Origin of the sequence: Mycobacterium sp. URHB0044, from assembly GCF_000620625.1 — a bacterium.
Taxonomy (GTDB): Bacteria; Actinomycetota; Actinomycetes; order Mycobacteriales; family Mycobacteriaceae; genus Mycobacterium.
Map to the genome: position 1 here is coordinate 331,967 of NZ_JIAW01000005.1, position 16,335 is coordinate 348,301.

A 16,335-nucleotide genomic window follows, 5' to 3' on the forward strand; every position below is an offset into this window, starting at 1 on the left:
CGGTCCACCGCTTTCCAGAGGCATCGGGGCCTTGCGCGGTCCTGGGTACCTGAGAGGTTGACGGAGAGGTGTTGCTCCTTCGGTGCCCGTGGCTGGCGGCCACGGAACTCTCCCGCGCGGGGACGATGCGGCTGTCAGTCTACCGGGGGTCAGCCGATCTTGCGGTCGCGGTGCTTGCGACGCGAGGCCAGCTCGTCCTCGGGAGTGAGGATCGATTCGCCGCCGTCGGCGCGTTCACCGGGGAAGTCGGCAATGGCGCCGGTCAATTCCCGCATTGCTCCGGAGACCGCGATGCCGAATACGCCCTGGCCGCCCTGCAGCAGGTCGACGACCTCTTCGGCGGAGGTGCACTCGTAGACGGTGGTGCCGTCGGAGAACAGGGTGATGTTGGCCAGGTCGGAGACACCGCGCTGACGCAGGTGCTCGACCGCGACCCGGATGTTGTGCAGCGAGATGCCGGTGTCGAGAAGCCTTTTGACGATCTTGAGGACGAGGATGTCCTTGAAGGAGTAGAGCCGCTGACTGCCAGAACCTGCGGCGCCGCGGATCGACGGGACCACGAGCGACGTCCGCGCCCAGTAGTCGAGCTGGCGGTAGGTGATCCCGGCGATCTGGCAGGCGCTCGGTCCGCGGTAGCCGACGAGTTCGTCGGGCACCGAGTCGTCCGGGAACAGACCGCCCTGAACGGGTTCGCTGACCGGTGTCGGCGCGGCGTGCGAGGGCGCACCACCCGAAGACAGATCCAACTGCTCTTGACGTGGCGTGTCGCCCACTGTCCATCCTCTCGCCGAGTCGAACTCGCTTCGTGCGTCGCAGTCTGAACTGCGGGGCAGCGCGTTTGCTCCAAGCTCGAACGTGTCGAGCATACGCTTCCCGCCGAGCCGTGACTGCCCGTCGTAGTTCAAAGTATGGCTGCCCCATCGGCCGAACCGCGAAACCCGCTCCGCGTGTCGACCGACTGCCGGTAGTTGAGACGCATCCGTGACCAACGTCATGTTCTCGGAGCGGCCCGCAAGTACCGCTCAGGTGGCCTTGAAGTCGTCCGGCGAAACGCTGTCGAGGAACTCCTTGAACTTCTCCACCTCGTCCTCCCGAACGGCACCGGTGGATTCCTCGTCGGTCTCGTCGGGGATCAACAGACCGGCCTCCGCCAGGACGGCCTCTTCGACGTAGATCGGGACACCGACCCGCAGGGCGATGGCCACCGAGTCCGACGGGCGCGCCGACACCTTGATGTCGCGATCGAAGATCAGATCGGCGTAGAAGGTGCCCTCCTGCAGATCGACGATCCTGACCTCCTTGAGCGAATGCCCAAGAGCGGCAATCAGATCTCGGATCAGGTCGTGGGTCAGCGGCCTGCTCGGCTCGACGCCCTGCTGTTCGAGCGCGATGGCGGCCGCCTCCGGCTGGCCGATCCAGATGGGCAAGTAACGGTCGCCATTGGACTCCCGCAAAAGCAAGACCGGCTGATTCTGTGGCTGCTCCACGCGAATGCCGACCACACGAACCTCACCCATCTGTGACTGCCCTCCGCACATCAAACCGTCGAGCCGAGTCTAGTCCTCAGCGATCCAAAACGTCGCGCACAGCCGACTTGATCAACGACGTGTGCAACGTGATTGCGAGTGCCGCCACCTCACGAGCCAGATCGTCGGCCCGATCGCGTGCGCCTGCCTTGACCACCGGTCCGGCTATCTGCGCGATCAGGTCGGACTGGCGGTCGGCCGCCGACCGAAAGGCCCGCAGGTGCCGCGGCTCGATGCCGTACTCCGCGAGCGCACGCGCGCACTGCGCCACCACCACTGAGTGTTCGTCGAAGAATCCAGCGGGGCCCGGCTTGATCACGCCTGCGCGCACCAGCGCGCTCAGCAGGTCCTCGTCGACGCCCGACCGGGCCAGCAGATCCTCGCGGCGAAGCCGGACTTGCGCAGCTGTGACCGAGGCGCTGTCGGGGACGCCATCGGCGGACCCGTCGGGCACCTGCACCAGGCGCGGCACGCCGTACGCAGAGCCCGTCTGAGGCAACTCACCGTCGGGCTGCGCGTCCAGGTGAGCCTTGATGACCTTGAGCGGCAGGTACTGATCGCGCTGCGCGGTGAGGACGAATCTCAGACGCGCGCAGTCATAGGCGGTGAACCGCCGATAGCCCGACGCCGTGCGCTCGGGCGTGACCAGCCCCTCGGCCTCCAAGAACCGGATCTTGGAGATGGTCACGTCCGGGAAGTCGGGTCGCAGCAGGTCCAGAACCGCCCCGATCGACATCCCGGCCAGCGCACGGGTGTCGGGCTGTGTCATCGACTCCTCGCGAAAGCGCTCATCGCACCATTAACCGGGCGCGCTACCGTCGTCGGTCTTGGGTCCGGTCAGGAAGACCAGGCGGAACTTGCCGATCTGCACCTCGTCGCCATTGGCGAGCACGGCGGAGTCGACCGGTTCCCTGTTGACGTAGGTGCCGTTGAGGCTGCCGACGTCGACCACCTGGAACTCGCCACTCTCGAGGCGGAACTCGGCGTGCCGACGACTCACCGTGACGTCGTCGAGGAAGATGTCGCTGTCGGGATGTCGTCCCGCCGACGTGGTGGCCTGATCGAGCAGGAACCGCGAGCCCGCGTTCGGCCCCCGCTTCACGACGAGCAACGCCGAACCCGTTGGCAGTCCCTCGACCCCCGATACCGCGCTATCGGTTCCCGCTGCGGCCGGAGCGTCCAACTCGTTGAGGAAATCTGCGCGGAAGACCGATGTGGTCTCCACGGTGACTTCGTCAGACGTCTGGTCAGCTCCCGAACTGGTGTCGTTATCCGTCACCCGCTGCTCCTAACTGGCTGCTGTGGCGATATCTGGCCGGCCGGCCCGTCACCTGCAGGCCGTCATGCGTCTGTGACGACCGTACCGCGCGGCACATGCGGATGTGTTCACCACCGCCGGTTTTTCTCATTCGTCGAGTGTGGCGCGGTATCCGTCGGCGTCCAGCAGACCCTCCAGGGCGTCGGCCAGACTCGCCGCGTCGACCTGCAGATCGATGATCCAGCCCGCGCCGTACGGCTCGGCGTTGATGTGCTCGGGAGAGTCGACGAGATCCTCGTTCACCGCAACGACTTTCGCGGTGATCGGCGCATACAGTTCGGACGTCGACTTGGTCGACTCCACGTTCCCGAACTCGGCGCCCGCCGTCAGTTCGGTGCCGACCGCCGGCAGGTCGATGTACACGACGTCACCGAGCGCGGCTTGCGCGTAGTCGGTGATGCCGACCCGGACCGTGTCGGGACCGGTGGGACTCACCCACTCGTGCTCCGGCGTGTAGTACAGGTCGGACGGAATCTCGCTCACGGTGCTCCTTGGTTGTCCGGCTCGCGCGGGTCGGCTCAATTGCCGGGCTGAGCGTATTGGCGGGGTTTGGGTTGCCGCAAGGCGGTCACGTTAACGGCGTCGGCCTGCTGTACGGCCATTGTGCCGCCGACCCGCTCGATGCTGTCCATCGCCCCGCCGGGGATGTTCATCGCGGCGGCCAATGTCGCTGGATCGCCAATCGCCAGAACCGAATACGGGGGGTTCATCGTGGTGCCGTCGACGTCGAGCGCACCCGCCTGGCCGACCACCCAGGTATCGACGCCGACGCGAACCGTCGGTTGCCCTCCGGAGCCACGGATCTCCATCGCCTCCGCCCCCGCGGCCCGCAACTCGTTGATCACGTCGAGCATGGTCTCCGGCGACACGCCGGGCGCGGTATCGCCGATCGCGAGCGTGACGCCCGGACCAGTCGCGGCAACGGTGCCGATCAAGATGGACAACGCTGCCAGCCGGGCCCTGGCGTTCTCGATCGCGGCCTGGTCGTCGCTACCCGAGGCCTGCAGCGCCGCCAGCGTGCGTTGCAGGTCGGCCACCTCGGTGTTGAGGGCCGCTTCGCGCTGTTGCAGCGAATCCAGCAGCACCAGGAGGTCGGCGGGCCGCGCGGTCTCCAGCGAGTCGCCGGACTCGGTCTGGCGGACCTGCGTGACGATGGCGATGCCCAGCACGATGCACAGCAGGATGGCGAGCCCGCCGAACATCAGTTGGGACCGGCCGCGCCGCGTCAGTCCCGCGATGCCGTTGGGCCGCAGGTCGCCGATGGGCCGCGCAGGTTCGTCGGGCGGCAGCTCGTGCCTGCCGTGATGTTCTTCGTGCTCGTGCGCACCGTGATCGCTCACGTCACGCTCCGAACAGCCTGCGCCGCAGCGCCGCGGCGTTGCCGAAGATGCGGATTCCGAGCACCACGATGATCGCGGTGGACAACTGCGTGCCGACCCCGAGCTGGTCTCCGACGAACACGATGATGGCCGCGACCAACACGTTGAAGACGAACGACACCACGAAGACCTTCGCGTCGAAGATCCGTTCCAGGTAGGCGCGCAGCCCGCCGAACACGGCGTCGAGCGCGGCCACCACGGCGATCGGCAGATACGGCTGGATCACCTCGGGCACGCTGGGATGGAACACCAACCCCAGCACGATTCCGATGATGAGCGCGGCGATTCCGATCACGAGGGCCCGATCTGCTTGGCGAAGTTGACGTCTCGAACCGGGCCGGCCGGGACGCTGAGCCCGTCGCTCTCGCTGACGTTGACCCCGACTCCGTAGGAGGTCTCCAGGAGTCGAAGCCGCTGCAGCGCGGGACTGTTCTCGAACACGTCGTGCATCCCGTGGGGTGGCCCGATGGCGAGCACGGCGTACGGACTGGTGATGGGTTGATTGTCGACCAGGATCCCACCACCGGCCTGCCTGATCGTCACGTTCGGCCCGATCCTCACGCCACCGACGGCGACGGCCTCCGCTCCGCTGACCCACAGCGCGTTGACCACCAGCTGCAGATCGCGGTCCAGGATCACCTGCGGGCTGCCTGCGACGCGCTGCTTGGACACGTCGGTGAGGTCGCGGGCGGCGCCGGGTTCGGTGACCGTCACGGTCAACCCGGGACCTCGGACCGGGGTCGCCGCCGCAGCGAACTCGACGGCGTCGAGACTGGCGAGCAGTTCCCTACCCTGCTCGTCGCCCTCGAGCCGGCTGCGCCGTTCCACTTCGACCGTCGACGCCAGATCGTTGCGTCGCGCCGTGGCAGCGGCCGTGGCGCCTTCGGCGGAGCGCACCCCGTCGGCCAACACCTGCTGGGTTTCGCGCGTTGCGGGCGCCACCGTCTGTGCCTGGGCGGCTGCGGTGGCGAACACCGCGGCGACGGCCGCCCCGGCCAGCAGCTGCCAACTCCACTCCGACCACCGCCCGCGGGTCTTGCCCGCCGTACGGCGCGCTGCGGCCGCGGCGTAACCGGTGTCGAGGTGTTCGGACAGCAGCGCGCGCAGCAGCGACGGCACGGGAATCAACGTCGGCGCCTGCGCCTCGTGCGCGTTGCGCCCGGCCTCCGGGCTGTACCCGCCGAGCGCGCGTTCGTCGTCACCCATGGGCCCGCCTCGGCAGGCGACGCACCACCAGGGCGACCTGCATCAGGTACAGCACGGCCGACCACAGATACATGGCCATCCCCCAGATCAGGAACGCCCAGCCGATGGCAAGGATGACGCGGCTCCACAAGGCGTCCCACTGACCGAGCAGGATCAACGGCAGCCCGGACATCAACGCGAACGTCGCGGCCTTGCCGATGTAGGTCACGGGCAGCGCCGTAAGTCCGCGGCTGCGGAGCACGGGCAGCGTCGCCGCCAGTACGGCGTCGCGACCCAGCAGGGTCGCCACGATCCACCAGGGCACGATGCCGTCGATGGCCAATGCCACCGGGATGGTGACCATGTAGATGCGATCGACGGCAGGGTCGAGCAGCGCGCCCAGCCGCGACGACTGGTTGTCCACCAGCCGGGCGATCTTGCCGTCCGCCCAGTCGGAGAAGCCGCTGAACATCAGCACCGCCACGGCCAACGCATCGGCGTGCACGACGAGCAGCAGGTAGAGGAACACCGGCACCAAGATCAGCCGCAGCACGCTGAGCGCGTTCGGGATGGTCAGGATCCGGTCGCCCACCCGCTCACCCGCTGCGCTCTCCCGCACACGCGGGGAGACCCCGAACTCCGGGTCAGGCTCCATGCGTTGAACCTAGCGGAACACCCCGGGCAGGCTCAGCGCCGACATGGTGTCGTCTGCCAGCGGATTGTCGTGAATCATGTACGTCCACGTGGAAGTCGGGCGGGCCAGCTTCGACAGATCCAGCCCCGGCTCGTCCTCGAGGACGTTGGCGGTCTCGAAGGTCTGCTGCGCCGCCTCGATGGCGTCGGCCGCCAGTGAGCCGAACGCATCGACCGCCATCCGGTGGAACTCGTCGAGCGGGTTCTGCCTGCCCAGTGCCCGCAGATGGATGCTCTCCCGGATGTCGGACAGGTACGCCTGGTGATCGGCCCACCCGCGATCCAGGTGATACAGCATGATCAGCCGGCAAATCTTCTCCAGCCGCTCCTCGCCGATCTCGTCGAGCAGCTCCTCGTAGCGCTTCGGTGAGCGTTCGGCCAGTTCCTCGCTCGCCGTCGCGGTGCGCAACAGGTGCTCGCGGCGTTCGGAGATGATCGCGCGCTGCTGGGCGACGAGTTGGTTGTAGCGCCACGTGTTGGCGTGTACGTCGAGCAGCTTGCCCTCAGCGACGCGCTGCGCGTGTTCGAGGAGCTGAGCGGCCCGGTCGTTGGTGATCCGGCCGTCGTCGTCGGTCTCCAGCGGCAGCTTCTGCGGTTCCAGGTGAGCGACCACGACGTCGTCTTCCCAGCTGGAGAAGAACACCGACGAGCCGGGATCGCCCTGCCGGCCTGCGCGGCCGCGCAGCTGGTTGTCGAGGCGTTCGGTGTGGTGGCGCCCCGTGCCGATGACGTGCAGCCCGCCGAGCTCGGCGACCGCATCGTGATCGGCCTCGTCGGAGCCGCCGAGGCGAATGTCGGTGCCGCGGCCTGCCATCTGGGTCGACACGGTGACGGCGCGCAGCTTGCCTGCCTCGGCGATCACCTCGGCTTCCTCCGCGTCGTTCTTCGCGTTCAGCACGACCGCGGGGACGCCGGCCTTGACCAGCCGCTCGTGCAGTTCCTCGGACTCGGCGACGTCGCGCGTGCCGACCAGCACGGGCTGACCGGTCTGGTGCACCGCCGTGATGTGCTCGACGACGGCGTCGTTCTTGGCCGCCGCGGTGATGTACACGCGGTCGGCCTCGTCCTCGCGGATGTTCGGCGTGTTCGGCGGAATCGGCGAGACGCCGAGCTTGTAGAACTGGCGCAGCTGCTCGCCCGCCGCCAACGCTGTGCCGGTCATGCCGCACACCGTTGGGTAGCGGTTGATCAGCGCCTGCACGGTGATGGTGTCGAGGACCTCGCCGGTCTCGGTGGTCTCGATGCCCTCCTTGGCCTCCACGGCCGCCTGCAGTCCGTCCGGCCAGCGCTGCAGCTGGGCGATCCGGCCGCGCGACGAGTTGATCAGCTGCACGGCGTCGTTGCGGACGATGTAGTGCACGTCGCGCTGCAGCAGCACGTGCGCGTGCAGGGCGACGTTGACCTCGGTGAGGGTGGTGCTGACGTGCTCCTCGGAGTACAGGTCGACGCCGAGCTTTGCCTCGAGCTTGCGGGCACCGGCGTCGGTGAGGTGCACGTTGCGGCGGTCGGAGTCGGTGTCGTAATCCTTGCCCGCGATGAGCTCGCCGACCAGCCGGATGACCTCCACCCGGGGCTGCTCGCGGTGCGTCGTGCCTGCCAGCACCAGCGGCACCAGCGCTTCGTCGACGAGCACCGAGTCGGCCTCGTCGATCAACGCGACGTCGGGTTCGGGCGACACCAGATCGTCGACGTCGGTGACCAGCTGGTCACGCAGCACGTCGAAGCCGATCTCGTTGACCGAGGCGTACGTGACGTCGCAGGCGTAGGCGGCCCGGCGCTCGTCGGGCGTCGAATCCTCGGTGATCCAGCCGACGGTGAGGCCCATGGCCTCGAGCAGCGGCCCCATCCATTCGGCGTCGCGGCGGGCCAGGTAGTCGTTGACGGAGATGACGTGCACGCTGCGGCCCGCGATGGCGTACCCCGCGGCGGCGATGGCACCGGCCAGCGTCTTGCCCTCACCGGTCGCCATCTCGACGACGTCGCCTGCCAGCATCCGCAGCGCGCCGAGCAGCTGAACGTCGAACGGTCGCAACGTCGTTGCGCGTTCGGACGCCTCACGGGCGATCGCCAGGAACTGCGGGATGTCGGACGCGTCGGCCAGATCTTCCAGGTTGAGCAGCTTGGCGGCCTTGCGCAGTTGCTCGTCGTCGAGGCCTGCGGCCTTGTCGTCGAAGTCGGCGGCGGCACGCACCTGGCCCATCGACTGGGCCTGATCCTTGTCGGTGCTGGCGCCGAGCAGCTTCCAGAACCGGTTGCTCAGCCGGTTGGGCGCGCGTTTCTTACTCTTGGACGCGGTCTTGGACACAGGTTCAAGGTACGCGGCCCGCCGGGGGTGAATGGCTCGGTGTCCGCCGCGTCAATGCTCGTGGCGACGGCCCGGCCACGGTAGCTTCTGCCCAAGCGGTGTACGCGGACGCCCAGAGGAGTCTCGTCGGATGGATTCGGACCGGTTCAGGCCGTCGATCGACTGGAGCCACGAACTCGCCAACTCGACGCTGTGGGTGCTGACCAGCTCCGCCATCTCCGCGGTCTGCGTGCTCGTCCTTCTGGTCATCCTCGGCCGGTTCACCCGGTGGGGACGCCAGTTCTGGCGCATCACCGGGCAGTACTTCGTCGGGCGGACGAGCCTGCCGGTATGGATCGTCTTGGCGGTTCTGCTGGTGTCGGCGGTCGTGTCCGTCCGGATCAGCGTCCTACTCAGCTACTACGCCAACGACCTGTTCTCCGCGTTGCAGATCGCCTTCGAGGGAAGTGCCTCCTCCGACGGGGCGCTGAAGGACACTGGCATTCAGGGCTTTTGGATGTCGATGGGCATCTTCGCGATATTGGCGACGGTATCGGTGCTGCGGTTCCTCCTCGACCTCTACCTCACCCAACGCTTCATCATCCGGTGGCGAGTGTGGTTGAGCCGCAGGCTGATAGACGACTGGCTGGACGGGCACGCGTACTACCGCGGTCAGCTCGCGAAGGAACCCATCGACAATCCCGATCAGCGCATCCAGCAGGACATCGACATCGTCACGACCGTGATGGGCGAGCCGAACCTGCCGTCCCGCGGTGCTTCGAGCACCCTGCTGTTCGGCGCCGTCGAATCCGTGCTCAGCGTCGCGTCGTTCGGTGTGATCATGTGGCACCTGTCCGGGCCGCTGACGGTCCTCGACGTGACTTTGCCGCGGGCGCTGTTCTGGATCGTCGGCGTCTACGTCCTCGCCGCGACGATCGTCGCGTTCTGGATCGGCCGCCCCCTGATCCGGCTGAGCTTCCTGAATGAGTTGCGCAACGCCAGTTTTCGCTACGCAATGATCCGGATGAAGGACGGCGCGAGCGCCGTCGGCCTCTATCGCGGCGAACGGGCCGAACGCGCGCAGCTGAACGAAAGGCTCGGCTCGGTCGTCGCGAACTACCGGACGTGGCTGACCAAGATGCTGATGTTCCTCGGCTGGAACCTCTCGATGAGCCAGGCGATCAACCCCCTGCCCTACATCGTCCAGGCGCAACGGCTCTTCGCGAGTCAGATCTCCTTCGGCGACGTGATGCAGTCGGCGACCGCCTTCCACGTGATCCACGACTCGCTGTCGTTCTTCCGCAACGCCTACGACTCGTTCGCAAGCTATCGGGCAGCGCTGATCCGCCTCGACGGGTTGGTCGACGCCAACGAACGTGCCCGCCTCCTGCCGGGCCTGACGGCCGAGGACGCGGAAGGTGACGCGGTTCGCCTCGAGAACGTCGACGTCCGCACCCCCGACGGGCACAGCCTCGTCCGCTCGCTCGACGTGCGCCTCGACCCGGGCGACAGCCTCGTCATCAAGGGGCCGTCGGGCAGCGGCAAGACCATCCTGCTGCACGGCGTCGCCGGCCTGTGGCCCTACACCTCGGGAACGGTCCGGTATCCGATCGCCGAGCGCGAAACCATGTTCCTGTCGCAATTGCCCTACCTCCCGCTCGGCGATCTGCGGGCGGTGGTCAGCTACCCGTCCCTCGAAGCCGACATCGGCACCCACGAGATACAGACCGCCCTGCTCGCGGTCGCGCTGCCGCATCTGGTCATCCGGATCAACGAGGTCAAGGACTGGGCCAAGGTGCTGTCGGTCGGCGAGCAACAGCGCATCGCGTTCGCGCGCATCCTGCTGAACAAGCCCAAGGCCGTCTTCCTCGACGAGTCCACCTCCGCGCTGGACGAGGGCCTGGAGCTGATGCTCTACCGCCTCGTCCGGGCCCAGTTGCCCGAGTCGATCGTCGTGAGCGTGAGCCATCGCGACACCGTCGACCAGCACCACGACCGACAGCTGGAGCTGCTCGGCGACGGCAAGTGGCGCCTGGATCGGCTCGCCGCGGCGCGGTGACCCCTGTGAACGGCTCGCGGCGGCCGATGGGGGTACCTTGCCGGGATGGAAATGTTCACCCCGACGCTCGACTGGGGCAATGAGCTGTGGGCATCGCTGTGGTGGGTCGCGAAGGCGTGGGCGATCGCTGCGGCATCCACGTTGGTCATCCTCGTGCTCCTCGCCCGGTTGACGACCTGGGGCCGCCAGTTCTGGCGGATCACCGCGGATTACTTCAAGGGTCCCGAGAGCGTCAAGGTCTGGCTGTGGCTGGCCGGGATCCTGGTGCTGGTCATCGTCGGCGTTCGCATCGACGTGCTGCTGAGCTACTACGGCAGCGACATGATGACCAGCTTCCAGGTGATCGCGGCGGGCCTCGGCAACGGCGACCAAGCGGTGAAGGAATCCGGGAAGGCCGGCTTCTGGCTGGCGATGCGGGTCTTCGCCGTGCTGGCCACCATCTACGTCGGCCGCGTCATGCTGGACCTGTTCCTGATGCAGCGGTTCATGCTGAGATGGCGGGCCTGGCTCACCGACCGGCTCACCGGGGACTGGCTCGACGGCAAGGCCTACTACCGCGCTCGTTTCATCGACGACACCATCGACAACCCGGATCAGCGCATCCAGACCGACATCGACATCTTCACCACCGGCGTCGGGCCACTCCCCAACGCCCCCAACAACACCTCGGGCAGCACGCTGCTCTTCGGTGCCATCTCCGCGGTCACCTCGATGATTTCGTTCACCGCGATTCTCTGGAACCTGTCGGGCACGCTCACCCTGTTCGGCGTCAGCATGCCGAGGGCGATGTTCTGGATCGGGCTCGGCTATGTGGTGTTCGCGTCGATCATCGCGTTCTGGATCGGCAAGCCGATCATCTGGCTCGCCTTCAACAACGAGAAGTTCAACGCCGCGTTCCGCTATGCACTGGTGCGGTTGCGTGACGCGTCGGAGGCAGTGGCGTTCTACCGCGGCGAACTCGCCGAGCGCACGGGACTGAGAAGCCGGTTCGCCTCGGTCCTCGGCAACTACCGGCGCTACATCAACCGGATGATCGGGTTCTACGGCTGGAACCTGTCGCTGTCCCAGATCATCGTGCCGCTGCCCTACGTGCTCCAGTTCCCGCGGTTCTACGCCGGCGAGATTGCCCTCGGCGCCATGTCACAGTCCTCATCGGCGTTCGGCAACATCCAGGACGGGCTGTCGTTCTTCCGCAACGCCTACGACCAGTTCGCCGGCTACCGCGCCGCGATCATCCGTCTCCACGGCCTGGTCATCGCCAACGAAGAGGGCAGGGCGCTGCCCGAGGTGACGGTCCTGCCATGCGTCGACGGCACGGTGGAGCTGAAGGACGTCGAGGTCCGCACGCCCGACGGCAAGCAACTCGTCAACCCACTCGACATGCGCCTGGAGATCGGCGACACCCTGGTCGTCACCGGCAAGTCGGGCAGCGGCAAGACCACGCTGCTGCGCAGCCTCGCCGAGCTGTGGCCGTTCACGTCCGGCACGTTGACCCGGCCGTGCGGGCCCAACGAGACGATGTTCCTGTCGCAGATGCCGTACGTGCCACTCGGTGACCTGCGCACCGTGGTGTCGTATCCCTGCGAGGTCGGCACGCTGACCGATGAGCGTCTGCGCGACGTACTGACCCAGGTCGCGCTGCCGCATCTGGTGGATCGCCTCGACGAAGTCGATGACTGGGCCAAGGTGCTCTCCCCCGGCGAGCAACAGCGGATTGCGTTCGCCCGGCTGCTGCTGACCAAGCCCAAGGCCGTCTTCCTCGACGAGTCGACGTCCGCCCTGGACGAGGGCCTGGAGATGACGTTGTACCAACTCGTCCGGGCCGAGCTGCCGGACACGATTCTGGTCAGCGTGAGCCACCGCAAGACCGTCGAGCAGCATCACACCAAGGAACTGCACCTGCTCGGCGGCGGCGAATGGGCACTCACCGACGTCGGAGAACGGTCCGTCCCGGTTTAGCACCCCCATTGACCGTGCGGGCGTAGCTTCCCCGCATGGAGATGTTCACCCCGTCGCTGGACTGGGGCACCGAGGTCGTCGCGTCGCTGATCTGGGTCGCCAAGGCCTGGGCCATCAGTGCCGTGTCGATCGTCGCCGTGCTGACGCTGATCGCTCGGTTCACCACCTGGGGCCGTCAGTACTGGCGCATCACCGGCGCATATTTCACCGGGCGACAAAGCATTCCGGTGTGGCTGCTGCTCGGCGTGCTCCTGCTCTCGGTGATGTCCTCGGTGCGGATGGACGTCCTGTTCAGCTACTACGGCAACGATCAGTACTCGTCTCTGCAGGTCGCCTTCGAAGGCGCGAGTTCTGGCAACGCCGCCGTACGGGACTCGGGCATCCGCGGGTTCTGGTTCTCGATCGTCGTCTTCGCGTTGCTCGTCATCGTGTACCTCGTCCAAACCCTGCTGGATCTGTATCTGATGCAGTTCTTCATCATTCGGTGGCGGGTGTGGCTGACGGACCGGCTGACCGGCGACTGGCTCGACGGTCGCGCCTACTACCGTGGCCGCTTCGTCGACGATCCGATCGACAACCCGGATCAGCGCATCCAGCAGGACATCGACGTGTTCACCACGGGGACGGGGCCCGAGACGAACACGCCGACCGTCGGCACGTCGACCACGCTGCTGTTCGGGGCGGTGTACTCGATCGTGTCGGTGGTGGCATTCGCGCCGATCCTCTGGAATCTGGCTGGCCCCTTGACCTTCTTCGGGCTGACCGTGCCGAAGGCCCTGTTCTGGATCGTATTGCTCTACGTCGCCGTGGCGACGGTGGTGTCGTTCTGGATCGGTCGCCCGATCATCCGGTTGAGCTTCCGCAACGAAGCGACCAACGCCGCCTTCCGGTACGCGCTGGTGCGCGTGCGCGATGCCGCCGAGTCGGTGGGGTTCTACCGCGGCGAGCGCGTCGAAAGGGTCGCGCTGGCAGAACGATTCGCCAAGATCATCGCCAACTACCGCAGGTTGGTGTGGCGCGGCGTGGCCTTCCTCGGCTGGAACAAGGCCATGTCGCAGATCATCGACCCGTTGCCGCTCGTCATCCAGGCACCACGGCTGTTCGCGGGCGAGATCAATCTGGGCGACGTCAGCCAGTCGTCCAGCGCGTTCCGCTCGGTCCAGGGTTCGTTGTCGTTCTTCCGCGCGGTGTACGACTCGTTCGCCAGTTACCGCGCCACGATCATCCGCCTCGACGGACTCCTCACCGCCAACGAAAGGGCAAGGGCGCTAGACCAACTCGTGGTCAAGGCCAGTCGAGACGGCTCCGTCACGCTCGACGACGTCGAGGTGCGCACCCCCGGCGGTGACCGCCTGATCGACCCGCTCGACGTGCGCCTCGAGCCGGGCGACTCGCTGGTGATCACGGGCCCGTCCGGTTCCGGCAAGACCACGTTGCTGCGCAGCCTCGCCCAGCTGTGGCCGTTCGCCTCGGGGACCGCCCACTACCCGAGTGAGGGCAACGACTCGCTGTTCCTGTCACAGCTGCCCTACGTTCCGCTGGGCGACCTGCGCACGGTGGTGTCGTACCCCGGCGCTGCGGGCCAGTTCGACGACGCGGAGATCGCGGCGGCCCTCGAATCGGTGGCACTCGGGCACTTGGCGTCGCGGCTCGACGAGGCAGGCGACTGGTCGAAGGTCTTGTCGCCCGGCGAGCAACAGCGCATCGCGTTCGCACGCGTCCTGCTGATCAAACCGCGCGCACTACTCCTCGACGAGTCCACCTCCGCGCTCGACGAGGGTCAGGAGTTCGCGCTGTACCGCACGGTGCGCGATGCGTTGCCCGATTGCGTGGTGATCAGCGTCAGTCACCGCGGCACCGTCGAGCAGCACCACGACAGACGGTTGGAACTGTTCGGCGGCGGTGAATGGCGGCTCACGTCCGTGGCCGCTTCCGTCGCCGAGCCGTAGCCGTCAGCGCCGCCCGGCTGCGTGCTCGCCCGCGCGCCTGCCGAAGAACGACCCCTCGCCCAGCTGCGTGCCGCTGGCATAGCCCTTGCCGTCCTGGGCGATGTTCGACGCGCAGGCCCCCGCGGCGTACAGGCCGGGGATCACGGTGCCGTCCTCGCGGAGCACCTCGCCGTCCACCGTGGTGGCCAGCCCCCCGACGGTGAACCCGGCATACATCGCCTTGCCCAGGCTCAGGTCGAACGCACCCCACGGCCCCTTGTCCTGCGGCGCAAGGAATTCCGGCTGTTTGTGGAACTCGGGATCCTCGCCGCGGGCGGCGTGTTCGTTGTAGGAGTTCAGCGTCGCGACCAAATTTCCGGCGGGAATGCCCAGTGCTGCCTCCATCTCCTCGACGGTCTCCCAGCCGTCGATGAGCGGCACCAGCGGCATCTCCGGGCGCTCCAGATGGTCCTCGTCGACGATGAGGTAGGCCGCACTGTCCGGTTGGTCCATCACGAAGCCGGAGGTGCGGGAGTGATAGGAGTCCTCGGCGACGAACCGGTGGCCGTCCTTGTTGACGATGATCCCGGTCAGCAGGATCGACGGCGGATACGCGGGGGCCGTGATGAAGGCCTGGTCCATGTGTTTGGTGGCGCCGCCGGCCGATACGCCCATGCGGATGCCCAATCCGTCGTCGTAGGTGTTGCCCAGCACGAACGGCTTCTCGGCGAGCTTCGGGGTGTACTGCGCGACCATGTCCGGATTCATGACGAATCCGCCTGCGGCGATCACGACGGCCCTGGCGCGGATGCTGCCCGTGTCGTCGAAGTGCTTCCATGCGACACCGGCGACGGCGCCGTCGTCGAGAATCATTGCGGTGGCGCCGGTTTCATACCGGACCTGCACGCCGAGGTCGTGGGCGCGCTTGAGCAACAGGTCGACGACCATGCCTGCCCCGCCGGTGTCACCGGGCACTGGCACCTTGTGGCCGCGGGGGGCGGGCACCGCCTGGTTCTTGAACGGCCACACCTTTTCGTTGCCGGTGAACATCAGCCCTTCGGTGTTCGGCTGGATGACCGCCTTCTCCGGGTAGTAGCTGCGCTCGAACTGAAAGCCCAAGTCCTCCAACCAGTTGAAGTGCTCCACGCTGCCGTCCGCGTAGGCGCGGATCTTGTCGAGTTCGGGCTCGCGGGACACGGCGACGAGGTACTTGTACATCTCGTCGGGGCTGTCCTCGTGGCCGGTGGCCTGCTGTACGGCGGTGCCGCCGCCCAGGTAGAAGTGCCCGCCCGCCATGGACGTCGTACCGCCGGCCGCGGCGGCGCGTTCGAGCACCAGCACCCGTGCGCCCGCTGCTGCGGCGCTGACCGCCGCGCATCCACCGGCGATGCCGAAGCCGACGACGACGACGTCGAATTCGTCGGACCAGTCCGTCACGTCCGCGGCGTCGACGGCATCGGGAACTCGTGTGCTCACTGTTGCTCCTGTTTCACGTAGTCGAAAAACGCCTTGATCTCATCCGGTATGTGCGTGATCTCGACGTAGGGCACTCCGGCCCCAGCGGCGGAGACGTACGCGAACCGCACTCCCCCGGGCATCGTGCCCTGCTGGACCACGGGCGCGCCCCGTTCCTCGGCGTCGCGCAGGGCCGCATCGAATGCAGCGACGGTTTCGGCCTCCACGCAGACGTGATGCAGGCCTTCCCCGGCGACGTCCAGGAACTCGGTGTAGATGCTCTCGCCCGATACCGGGGCGATGAGCTCGAGTTGCATGTCGCCGGCATAGCTGAGCGCGATGTCGGCGATGAAGTCGGCGGGCTTGCCGCGAAGCGTGCAGGAGTCGGGACCGAAGTGGATGCCCGGCATGCGCACCCACTTCTTGGCGCCCAACAGCGTGGTCAGCGCCTTTTCGGTGGCGTCGAGGTCCCGCGTCACCCACGCAATCTGGACAGGTGTCTGGGCATGCATCGCTTCGAGGATATCCGTGGCGGGGCGCCCTGGCTAG

Annotated in this window: 15 protein-coding genes and 1 riboswitch; of the genes, 3 read left to right on the forward strand and 12 right to left on the reverse strand. The window is 67.2% G+C overall.

The genetic code is table 11. The features are described from left to right. Nucleotides 1–26 precede the first annotated feature (26 nt). A riboswitch (glycine riboswitch) is annotated at nt 27–125 on the reverse strand. 24 nt (nt 126–149) lie between these two features. The 10 genes from N536_RS0113240 to secA2 all read right to left on the reverse strand — a co-directional run bounded on the left by N536_RS0113240 (nt 150) and on the right by secA2 (nt 8,406). After that, a complete protein-coding gene (locus N536_RS0113240; protein ID WP_029114038.1) occupies nt 150–773 on the reverse strand; it encodes a MerR family transcriptional regulator in 624 nt (207 codons plus the stop codon). A 249-nt stretch (nt 774–1,022) separates the two neighbouring features. Beyond that, complete coding sequence (locus N536_RS0113245) at nt 1,023–1,517, reverse strand: bifunctional nuclease family protein (RefSeq protein ID WP_029114039.1); 495 nt, start codon at nt 1,515–1,517, stop codon at nt 1,023–1,025. A gap of 46 nt (nt 1,518–1,563) precedes the next feature. Next, on the reverse strand, nt 1,564–2,295 hold the full coding sequence (locus N536_RS0113250) for a MerR family transcriptional regulator (RefSeq protein WP_029114040.1): 732 nt from the start codon (nt 2,293–2,295) through the stop codon (nt 1,564–1,566). Nucleotides 2,296–2,325: 30 nt separating this feature from the next. Next, nucleotides 2,326–2,805 carry a glycogen accumulation regulator GarA gene (gene garA, locus N536_RS0113255; protein WP_029114041.1) on the reverse strand — a complete coding sequence of 160 codons (480 nt, stop codon included), beginning with the start codon at nt 2,803–2,805 and terminating at the stop codon, nt 2,326–2,328. 126 nt (nt 2,806–2,931) lie between these two features. Beyond that, complete coding sequence (gene gcvH, locus N536_RS0113260) at nt 2,932–3,327, reverse strand: glycine cleavage system protein GcvH (protein ID WP_029114042.1); 396 nt, start codon at nt 3,325–3,327, stop codon at nt 2,932–2,934. 35 nt (nt 3,328–3,362) lie between these two features. After that, the gene (locus N536_RS0113265; protein ID WP_029114043.1) at nt 3,363–4,184 is read right to left on the reverse strand and encodes a DUF881 domain-containing protein; all 822 of its coding nucleotides are present in this window, start codon (nt 4,182–4,184) and stop codon (nt 3,363–3,365) included. Nucleotide 4,185: 1 nt separating this feature from the next. Further along, a complete protein-coding gene (locus N536_RS0113270; protein ID WP_029114044.1) occupies nt 4,186–4,518 on the reverse strand; it encodes a small basic family protein in 333 nt (110 codons plus the stop codon). Continuing rightward, on the reverse strand, nt 4,515–5,429 hold the full coding sequence (locus tag N536_RS0113275; RefSeq protein WP_029114045.1) for a DUF881 domain-containing protein: 915 nt from the start codon (nt 5,427–5,429) through the stop codon (nt 4,515–4,517). The genes N536_RS0113270 and N536_RS0113275 overlap by 4 nt, the downstream gene beginning before the upstream one ends. Further along, nucleotides 5,422–6,063: a CDP-alcohol phosphatidyltransferase family protein gene (locus tag N536_RS0113280; RefSeq protein ID WP_051574463.1), complete on the reverse strand. Its 642-nt coding sequence runs from the start codon at nt 6,061–6,063 to the stop codon at nt 5,422–5,424. The genes N536_RS0113275 and N536_RS0113280 overlap by 8 nt, the downstream gene beginning before the upstream one ends. Nucleotides 6,064–6,072: 9 nt before the next feature. Then, complete coding sequence (secA2, locus tag N536_RS0113285) at nt 6,073–8,406, reverse strand: accessory Sec system translocase SecA2 (RefSeq protein WP_036436179.1); 2,334 nt, start codon at nt 8,404–8,406, stop codon at nt 6,073–6,075. 130 nt (nt 8,407–8,536) lie between these two features. Between secA2 and N536_RS0113290 the strand changes: the two genes are divergently transcribed. Genes N536_RS0113290 through N536_RS0113300 form a run of 3 tightly spaced genes read left to right on the forward strand, consistent with a single transcriptional unit; the run spans nt 8,537 to nt 14,352 of the window. Further along, nucleotides 8,537–10,444 (forward strand): ABC transporter ATP-binding protein/permease, encoded by a 1,908-nt coding sequence (locus N536_RS0113290; RefSeq protein WP_029114048.1) that lies wholly within the window; start codon nt 8,537–8,539, stop codon nt 10,442–10,444. 45 nt (nt 10,445–10,489) lie between these two features. Beyond that, nucleotides 10,490–12,403, forward strand: a complete 1,914-nt coding sequence (locus tag N536_RS0113295; RefSeq protein WP_029114049.1) for an ABC transporter ATP-binding protein/permease — start codon at nt 10,490–10,492, stop codon at nt 12,401–12,403. 35 nt (nt 12,404–12,438) lie between these two features. After that, nucleotides 12,439–14,352, forward strand: coding sequence for an ABC transporter ATP-binding protein/permease (locus tag N536_RS0113300; RefSeq protein WP_029114050.1), 1,914 nt, complete (start codon nt 12,439–12,441; stop codon nt 14,350–14,352). A 3-nt stretch (nt 14,353–14,355) separates the two neighbouring features. Here N536_RS0113300 and N536_RS0113305 read toward each other — a convergent pair whose 3' ends face one another. After that, nucleotides 14,356–15,807 (reverse strand): FAD-binding protein, encoded by a 1,452-nt coding sequence (locus tag N536_RS0113305; RefSeq protein ID WP_029114051.1) that lies wholly within the window; start codon nt 15,805–15,807, stop codon nt 14,356–14,358. After that, nucleotides 15,804–16,298, reverse strand: a complete 495-nt coding sequence (locus N536_RS0113310; protein WP_029114052.1) for a VOC family protein — start codon at nt 16,296–16,298, stop codon at nt 15,804–15,806. The genes N536_RS0113305 and N536_RS0113310 overlap by 4 nt, the downstream gene beginning before the upstream one ends. Nucleotides 16,299–16,335: the final 37 nt, after the last annotated feature.